8 protein-coding genes and 1 pseudogene are annotated in these 8,636 nt (G+C 68.1%); all 9 read right to left on the bottom strand.

All coding sequences use genetic code 11. The annotated features are described in order from the left end of the window. Nucleotides 1–528 (bottom strand): annotated as a pseudogene (locus HMPREF3115_RS06525) (sporulation protein); the annotation flags it as partial. 29 nt (nt 529–557) lie between these two features. Next, nucleotides 558–1,868 carry a bifunctional tetrahydrofolate synthase/dihydrofolate synthase gene (gene folC / locus HMPREF3115_RS06530; RefSeq protein WP_070553800.1) on the bottom strand — a complete coding sequence of 437 codons (1,311 nt, stop codon included), beginning with the start codon at nt 1,866–1,868 and terminating at the stop codon, nt 558–560. A 101-nt stretch (nt 1,869–1,969) separates the two neighbouring features. After that, nucleotides 1,970–2,842, bottom strand: a complete 873-nt coding sequence (gene accD / locus HMPREF3115_RS06535) for an acetyl-CoA carboxylase, carboxyltransferase subunit beta (protein ID WP_006399590.1) — start codon at nt 2,840–2,842, stop codon at nt 1,970–1,972. A 64-nt stretch (nt 2,843–2,906) separates the two neighbouring features. Next, complete coding sequence (gene trpA / locus HMPREF3115_RS06540) at nt 2,907–3,722, bottom strand: tryptophan synthase subunit alpha (RefSeq protein WP_070553802.1); 816 nt, start codon at nt 3,720–3,722, stop codon at nt 2,907–2,909. A 90-nt stretch (nt 3,723–3,812) separates the two neighbouring features. Further along, entirely contained in the window at nt 3,813–4,664 is an 852-nt protein-coding gene (locus HMPREF3115_RS06545) for a DNA-methyltransferase (protein ID WP_006404015.1), read from the bottom strand. Nucleotides 4,665–4,671: 7 nt separating this feature from the next. Beyond that, nucleotides 4,672–5,865 (bottom strand): tryptophan synthase subunit beta, encoded by a 1,194-nt coding sequence (gene trpB / locus HMPREF3115_RS06550; RefSeq protein WP_006399587.1) that lies wholly within the window; start codon nt 5,863–5,865, stop codon nt 4,672–4,674. A gap of 57 nt (nt 5,866–5,922) precedes the next feature. Beyond that, complete coding sequence (locus HMPREF3115_RS06555) at nt 5,923–6,621, bottom strand: phosphoribosylanthranilate isomerase (protein WP_053298794.1); 699 nt, start codon at nt 6,619–6,621, stop codon at nt 5,923–5,925. Next, nucleotides 6,618–7,430 (bottom strand): tRNA pseudouridine(38-40) synthase TruA, encoded by an 813-nt coding sequence (gene truA / locus HMPREF3115_RS06560; protein WP_035948243.1) that lies wholly within the window; start codon nt 7,428–7,430, stop codon nt 6,618–6,620. The genes HMPREF3115_RS06555 and truA overlap by 4 nt, the downstream gene beginning before the upstream one ends. Continuing rightward, on the bottom strand, nt 7,430–8,636 hold a 1,207-nt coding region (locus tag HMPREF3115_RS06565), incomplete at its 5' end, for a FimV/HubP family polar landmark protein (RefSeq protein WP_305367003.1). The genes truA and HMPREF3115_RS06565, both read right to left, overlap by 1 nt.

Raw genomic sequence — 8,636 nt, forward strand, 5'->3', positions numbered from 1 at the left:
CTTAGGCGCGGCCGGCGTAGGCGCGGCCGGTGCCGCGGCCTTCGGCGGCGTCACGCTCGCCGTCGCGGTAGTATCGGGTTTCTGGGCCGGTTTCGCAGCCGCTTTCGGCGCAGGGGCCGGTGCAGCCGCAACGGCCTCGGACGCCGGCGGCTCGTCGTGCGCGACGCCGGCCTGCACGTCGGCCGCATCGTCGTCGCGCGACGCGGCCGGCTGATGCGCGGGCCGGTTCGGAATGTCGATCGCGATGTCGTCGGTGACCGGCTTCGGATGCGAATCGAGCACCATCGGCAGCACGATCACCGCCGCGACGACGAGGGCGATCGCGCCTACGAGACGACGGCGCGCGCGTTGCTTTTCTGGAAGGGTCGGATCGAGGAGCAGTGCGTCCGATTCCGGACGCTCGGTACGGCGCGAGCGTCGCTCGACGCGTTCAGTGCGCTCGGTGCGCACGGTCCGGGAGGCCCCGGTACGACCGCCGCGCCGGGTGGGCGCGTCGTCGTCTTTCTTGCCGAACGAGAAAATTCCCATGAATGGCTGAGTCCGAAACTGCCCGTCAGTCAGTGTTGCTGCGATTTACGGTAGGCCATCACGCCGGCAACCGTATGGAAACTGCCGAAAACCACGATTCTATCATTCTCGGATGCTCTTTTTAGCGCATCGCTAAACGCGTCGGCCGGCGACGCGTAGCGCTTGACGCTCGAATCGGGCCCGTCCTGCACGCCGGCATTGCGCAGCGCCGCTTCGAGCTGCTCCGCGCTGGCCGCGCGCGGCAGCGGCAGATCCGTCACGCACCAGTGGTCGATCTCGCCCTTCAGGTGACGCAGCACGCCGTCGATGTCCTTGTCGTGCATGGCCCCGAACACCGCGTACGTGTACGGAAAGAAGCCCATGTTGCCGAGGTTCTGCTCGAGCACGGCCGCCGCATGCGGGTTGTGCGCGACGTCGAGCACGATCGCCGGCTTGCCGGGCAGCACCTGGAAGCGACCGGGCAGCTCGACGTTCGCGAGGCCGAGCCGGATGTCCTGCGCGGACACCGGCAGTTGCGGACGCAACGCCTCGAGCGCGGCCAGCGCCGCGGACGCGTTGATCAGCTGATTCGCGCCGCGCAGTGCCGGATACGCGAGCGCCGGATAGCGCTTGTCGCGGCCGATGTAGCTCCACTGCTGGCGCTCCGCGCCCGGCTGCGCCTCGTAGCGGAAATCGCGGCCGACGAGCCACAGATCGGCGCCGATCGCGGCCGCGTGATCGACGAGCGTCTGCGGCGCAGCGGGATCGCCGCAGATCGCCGGCTTGCCCGGACGGAAGATTCCGGCCTTCTCGAACGCGATCTTCTCGCGCGTGTCGCCGAGATATTCGGTGTGGTCGATGTCGATGCTCGTGACGATCGCGCAGTCGGTGTCGATGATGTTGACCGCATCGAGCCGGCCGCCGAGGCCGACTTCGAGGATCACCGCATCGAGCCCGCGCGACGCGAACAGATGCAGGATCGCGAGCGTCGTGAATTCGAAATACGTGAGCGAGACGGGCTCCGGCAGCGACGTGCGCGCGGCTTCGACGGCCTCGAAATGCGGCAGCAGTTCCGCGTCGCTGACGACCTCGCCGTTCACGCGCGCGCGTTCGTTGAATTCGAGCAGATGCGGCGACGTATGGCAGCCGACCTTATAGCCCGCGCGCACGAGGATCGTCTCGAGGAACGCACACGTCGACCCCTTGCCGTTCGTGCCGCCGACCGTGATCACCGGACACGCGAATTCGAGCTGCAGCGCCGCCTTGACCTGCCCGATGCGGGTGAGGCCCATGTCGATGCCGACCGGGTGTGCGCGCTCGAGGTGCGAGAGCCACGCGTCGAGGGTGGGAAAAGTGCTCATCGGATCAAATCTGGATCGGTACCGTCACTACGCCGAAAAACGAAGCGCGCCGCCCGACGGACCGGTCGGGCGACGCGCGCGGTTCATGCCGGGCGCTGCGCTCAGGCGAGCGCGTCGGCCGGTTGTCGCTGCAGCAGCGCGAGCAGTTGCGCGATCTCGTCGCGCATCTTGCGCCGGTCGACGATCATGTCGATCGCGCCCGTCTTCAGCAGGAACTCGGCGCGCTGGAAGCCTTCCGGCAGCTTCTCGCGAACCGTCTGCTCGATCACGCGCGGGCCCGCAAAGCCGATCAGCGCCTTCGGCTCGGCGATCACGACGTCGCCGAGGAATGCGAAGCTCGCCGACACGCCGCCCATCGTCGGATCGGTCAGCACCGAAATGAACGGCAGCTTCGCTTCGGACAGCTTGGTCAGCATCGCGGTGGTCTTGGCCATCTGCATCAGCGACAGCAGGCTTTCCTGCATCCGCGCGCCGCCCGATGCGGTAAAGCAGATGAACGGCACGTGCTGTTCGAGCGCATTCTGCGCGCCGCGCGCGAAGCGTTCGCCGACGACCGACCCCATCGAGCCGCCCATGAACGAGAACTCGAAGCATGCGGCGACGACAGGCAGCGTGTGGATCGCACCGCCCATCACGACCATCGCGTCGGTTTCGCCCGTTTCGTCCATCGCTTCCTTCAGACGGTCGGGGTACTTGCGGCTGTCCTTGAACTTCAGCGAGTCGACCGGCACGATTTCCTGGCCGATCTCGTAGCGGCCTTCCGGATCGAGCAGCGCATCGAGACGCTCGCGTGCACCGATGCGCATGTGGTGATCGCACTTCGGGCAGACGTGCAGATTCGCGTCCACGTCGTTGCGGTACAGCACGGCCTCGCAGGACGGGCACTTGACCCACAGGCCTTCCGGAATGCCCTTGCGGCTTTTCGGGTCCGTCTGCTTGATCTTCGGCGGCAACAGTTTGTCGAGCCAGCTCATCGTATGGTTTCCTGTTCCGTGGCGGGACGGGCCGTGCGGCCCGCTCCGCTTCCTGTGTTGTTGGTTATCGCGCCGTCTTCGCCGCGCCGTCCAGCGCGGCGCGCAGCTCTGCAATGAAGGCCTGCAGCGCGGCGACGGCACCTTCCGGCGCAGCGCTTTCGAGCAGCTGAACGAGGCGGCTGCCGATCACGACGGCGTCCGACACCTCGGCCACCCCACGTGCCGTTTCGGCGTCGCGGATGCCGAAGCCGACGCCCACCGGAACCGGCACGCGCGACTTGATGGCCGGGATTTTACCCGCAATGCTCGAAACATCCAGATTTCCGGCACCGGTCACGCCCTTCAGCGACACGTAGTACACGTAGCCGCTCGCGATCTTGCCCACTTCCGCGATGCGCGCGTCGGTCGACGTCGGCGCGAGCAGGAAGATCGGATCGATGCCGGCCGCACGCATTTTCTCGGCGAACGCGGCCGCTTCTTCGGGCGGATAGTCGACGACGAGCACGCCGTCGACACCCGCCGCGCGCGCGTCGGCCGCGAACGCGTCGACGCCGTGCCGCTCGATCGGATTCGCATAGCCCATCAGCACGACGGGCGTCGTCTGGTTGGTCTCGCGAAAGCGCTTGACGTCGGCGAGCACGTGCTTGAGCGTGACGCCGCGCGCGAGCGCGCGTTCCGACGAGCGCTGGATCACCGGGCCGTCGGCCATCGGGTCCGAGAACGGCACACCGAGCTCGATGACGTCCGCGCCGCCGGCGGCGAGCGCGTGCATGAATTCGACCGTTTTCGCGGGATCCGGGTCGCCGGCCGTGATGAACGGGATCAGGCCCTTTCGGCCCTGCTGGGCGAGTGCGGCGAAGGTCTGCTGAATACGCGACATGGCAATTTTCCTGTGTCGATCCGGACGCGGCGCGTCAGCGCCCCGGCCGGATCCGTGCAAAGTGTGCGACCGGCGATGCGGCGGCGTGCGTCATGCGCACGCCTGCGCCGCGAGCGCATGCACGCGCTCGCGCGCGATCGCGCAGTAACTTTCGTTGATCTCGTAGCCGACGAAGTCGCGCCCCTGCCGTGCGCAGGCCACCGCGGTCGTGCCGCTGCCCATGAACGGATCGAGCACGCGGCCGCCCGGCGGGCAGCTCGCGAGCACCATCCGCTCGATGATTTCGAGCGGCTTCTGGGTCGGATGATCGACGCGCTCCGCGTGCTGCCGGTGCAGGCGCGAGACCGACCAGACGTCCTTCGGGTTGTAGCCCATCTCCAGCCACTTGCTGCCTTCGAACAGCTTGCGCGAGCGGGCCTTCTTCGTATCGGCGTCGTAAGGGATGCGAACCGGATCGAGATCGAAGTAATACGCTTTCGAGACCGCGAAAAAGCCGATGTTGTCGTGCACCGACGTGAACCGGCGCGTCGTGCCGCCCATGCTCGGCACGCGGCGGTCCCAGATGATCTCGTTGATCATCGTGAGCTTCGTCTTCAGGAAACTGAAGATCTCCGGCGCGTACTGCCACGTGCAGAACACGTACATCGAGCCGCTCGGCTTGAGCTTCGGAATCGCGAGTTCGAGCCATTCGCGCGTCCATCCGAGAAACGCGTCGCCCGAGCGCTTGTCCGAGTCGTTGCCGTAGTCCTTGCCGAGCCCGTACGGCGGATCCGCGACGATCAGGTCGATCGACGCGTCGGGCAGCCGTGCGGCCTCGGTCAGGAAATCGCGGTTGTGCAGTTCGATCCCGGGCGGCAGCGCGCGCGGCGCGACGGCGGCGGCCTGCGCCGCCGGTTCGTCGGCCGCGGCACCGCCGCCCGGCTCTTCGATCAGTTCGCGCATCGGACCGTCAGAGCGTGATGCCCGATCGCTCGGCGACCGTATGCATGTCCTTGTCGCCGCGGCCCGACAGATTGACGAGCAGGATCTTGTCCTTCGGCAACGTCGGCGCGAGCTTCACGCCATACGCGATCGCGTGGCTCGACTCGAGCGCGGGGATGATGCCCTCGATCCGGCAGCAGTCGTGGAACGCTTTCAGCGCCTCTTCGTCGGTGATCCCGACGTACTGAGCGCGGCCGCTGTCCTTCAGCCATGCGTGCTCGGGACCGACGCCCGGGTAGTCGAGGCCCGCCGACACCGAATGCGTCTCGATGATCTGGCCGTTGTCGTCCTGCAGCAGATAGGTGCGGTTGCCGTGCAGCACGCCCGGGCTGCCGGCGATCAGCGAGGCCGCATGATGGCCGGTGTCGAGGCCGTCGCCCGCGGCTTCGACGCCGATCAGCTGCACCGACGCATCGTCGATGTACGGATAGAAAATGCCCATCGCGTTCGAGCCGCCGCCGACGCAGGCGATCACCGCGTCCGGCTGGCGGCCGGCGAGTTCCGGCATCTGCACCTTGCATTCGTCGCCGATCACGCGCTGGAAGTCGCGCACCATCATCGGATACGGATGCGGGCCCGCGACCGTGCCGATGATGTAGAACGTGTTCTCGATGTTCGTGACCCAGTCGCGCATCGCCTCGTTCAGCGCGTCCTTCAGCGTGCGCGAACCCGATTCGACCGGCACGACGGTCGCGCCGAGCAGCTTCATCCGGTACACGTTCGCGGCCTGGCGGCGCACGTCCTCGGCGCCCATGTAGACGACGCACTCCATCCCGAAGCGCGCGCAGATCGTCGCCGTGGCGACGCCGTGCTGGCCGGCGCCCGTCTCGGCGATCACGCGTTTCTTGCCCATGCGCTTGGCGAGCAGCGCCTGGCCGATCACGTTGTTGATCTTGTGCGCGCCGGTGTGGTTCAGATCCTCGCGCTTCAGATAGATCTGCGCGCCGCCGAGCGTGTCGCTCCAGCGCTGCGCGTGATAGATCGGCGACGGACGGCCGACGAAGTGCTTCAGTTCGCGCTGAAACTCGGCGACGAAATCGGGGTCGTTTTGGTATTTCGCGTACGCGCCGCGCAGTTCGTCCAGTGCGTGAATCAGCGTCTCGGCGACGAACACGCCGCCATACGGGCCGAAGTGGCCGCGATCGTCAGGAAGGTTGTACATGATGTGTCACTCTCGATCGGTCGGTGCGCCCCGCTGTGGGAGTCGCACCGGCTGGCATCACCGGGCGTCCGCGTCGCGCACCGCGCGCACGAACGCCGCCATTCGGGCGTGATCCTTCACGCCCTTTGCGCCCTCCACTTCGATGCCGCTCGAGACATCGACAGCGAATGGACGCAGCTGGCGGATCGCGTCACCGACGTTTTGCGCGTTCAAGCCACCACTCAAAACGGCCCGACGCGCGAGCTCTGCGGGAATAAGTGACCAATCGAAGACCTTGCCGCTGCCGCCGTAGTCCGGCACCAGTGTGTCGAACAGGAGGCCGCGCGCTTTCGAGTAATGAAGTGACGATTCTACCAAATCGGCCGATTGCGTCGAGGGCCCGACGCGCACCGCGCGCACCCACGGCAGACGCGCCGCACGCCCGAGCGCGTCGCACTGCTCCGGCGTTTCGTCCCCGTGGAACTGCAGCAGCGTGAGCGGCACGTCGCGTACGACCGCTTCGATCTCGGCCGCCGTCGCGTTCACGAACAGCCCGACCACCGACACGAACGGCGGCGCGAGCCGCGCGAGCTCGGCCGCCTGCGCGATCGTCACGGCGCGCGGACTTTTCGCGTAGAACACGAGGCCGATCGCATCGGCGCCGAGCGCGGCCGCATGCAGCACGTCGTCCGGGCGCGACAGCCCGCACAGCTTGATGCGCGTGCGCGGCGGCACGGCGGATTCGACGGGCGAGCGGGAAGAAACGGGATCGTTCATGGTTGCGGGTCCAGGTCGGCCCAGACGCTGCTCCACGGCACGCTGCCGAGCTGCGCGGGCGGGACGGCGAATTCCGCCGGGTAGCCGACGTGCGCGAGATACAGCCCGTCGGCCATGAAGGTGGGCGCTGCGCGGTTGCGGTCGCGGCCGGCCAGCACGTCGGCGACCCAGTCGGCCGGATAGCGGCCGCGTCCGACCGCGACGAGGCAGCCCATCAGGTTGCGCACCATATGATGCAGGAACGCATTCGCGCGGAACCGGAAATGCAGGAAGTGTCCGACGCGGCGGATGTCGATCTCGTACAAATGCTTCACCGGCGTCTTCGACTGGCATTCCGACGAACGGAACGCCGAAAAGTCGTGCTCGCCGAGCAGATGCGCGGCGGCGGCGCGCATCGCGTCCTCGTCGAGCGGCGTGTGGACCCAGCCCGCGCGGCCGTCGAGCATCGGCGAACGCACCGGATGCACGTACAACGCGTAGTAATAGGTGCGCTCGAATGCGGAGAAGCGCGCGTGGAACGCGTCCGGCATCGGCTTCGCCCATTGCACGGCGACCGTCGGCGGCAAAAACGCGTTCGTGCCGCGGACCCACGAGAAGTCCGCGCGGTCGAGCTCGGTGTCGAAATGCACGACCTGTCCGAGCCCGTGCACGCCCGTGTCCGTGCGCCCCGCGACCGTCGTATGCAGCGGCACGCGCGCGAACTCCGCAAGCGCGCGCTCGAGCGCGTCCTGTACCGTGTTGCCGTGCGGCTGCGCCTGCCAGCCGCAGAACGCGGCGCCGTCGTACTGTATGCCCAGCGCGATCCGCATCACGCGTCTTCCGACAGTTTCGCGAGCATCGCGCGCGCATCGTCGCGCGTCGCCGCATCGTTCGCGTCGACCACTTCCTGCAGCAGCGCGCGTGCGCCGGACAGGTCGCCCAGTTCCACATATTCGGCCGCCAGATCGAGCTTGTTGCGTGCGATGCGCGCGAGCTCCTCGGGCGTCAGCGCAGGCAGCTCCGCGCCCGGCGCCGACGGCAGGTCGAGGTCGAAATCGAGATTCAGCGCGCCGAACTGCGCGCCGCCGAGCGGCGACAGCGGCGACGGCGCGGCCGGGCGCGCGGACGTGTCGGCATGCGGCGCGTCGTCGTCCCATTCGAGCTCGTCTTCGTGGTCGGCCGGATGTTCGGTAGACGTATCGTTCGCGCCAACTGGCGGGCGCGGCGCGGTTTGACCGTTAGTTGCGATATGGGCGGCTTCCGCATCGTCGCTTGATGGCGACGTCTCGCCCGCCGCGCGCGGCGGCAGCGGCATGTCGAGACTGCCGAGCGCCGTGATTGCGTTCTGCATCAGCGCAGCGTGTTGCGGATCGGTAGTCGACAGCGCGGCGGCATCTGCGACCGGGACGGAGGACGCGAGCGGTGCGGACGGTTCGGCGTCGAAGGCCGGTTTCGCGTCGTGCGGTAGCGGTGCGCCGTCCGTCGGGCGGGCCGGTTCGACGGACGAAGACGGTTGCGGCCGGTCGTAGAGCGGGTTCGTCGCTTCCGGGCTCGTCGGTTCCCGGTTCGAGGCTAGCGGTTTCGCCGCTTCCGGTTTCGCCGCTTCCGGATTCGCCGCTTCCGGATTCGCCGCTCCCGGTCTCGCCGCTTCCGGTCTCGCCGCTTCCGGTTTCGCCGCTTCCGGTTTCCCCGCTTCCGGTTTCGGCGCTTCCGGCGTCGACGCGACCTCGTTCGTCGGCGCAACCGCCTCCGCCGCTGCCGAAGCAACGGCCGCGAAATTCACGTCCGACACCACGTCGCGCGACACCGGCGTCTCAGGTTCGATCGGCAGTGCCTGCTCGGCCGACGGCGAAGCGTCGTCCGCGGCACCGGCCGCTACCGCCTCGGCGTGACGATGCTTGCGGCGCTTGCGCCACACGAGCCCGCCCGCGAGCACGACGACGGCCGCGCCGGCCAGTGCAGCCGGCCGCCAGTCGATCGGTTCGCCGCGATTTGCCGGCGGCGTCGCGACAACCGGCGCGCTCGCCTGCACGGAC

Source organism: Burkholderia sp. HMSC10F09 (assembly GCF_001806955.1).
Lineage (GTDB): Bacteria > Pseudomonadota > Gammaproteobacteria > Burkholderiales > Burkholderiaceae > Burkholderia > Burkholderia multivorans.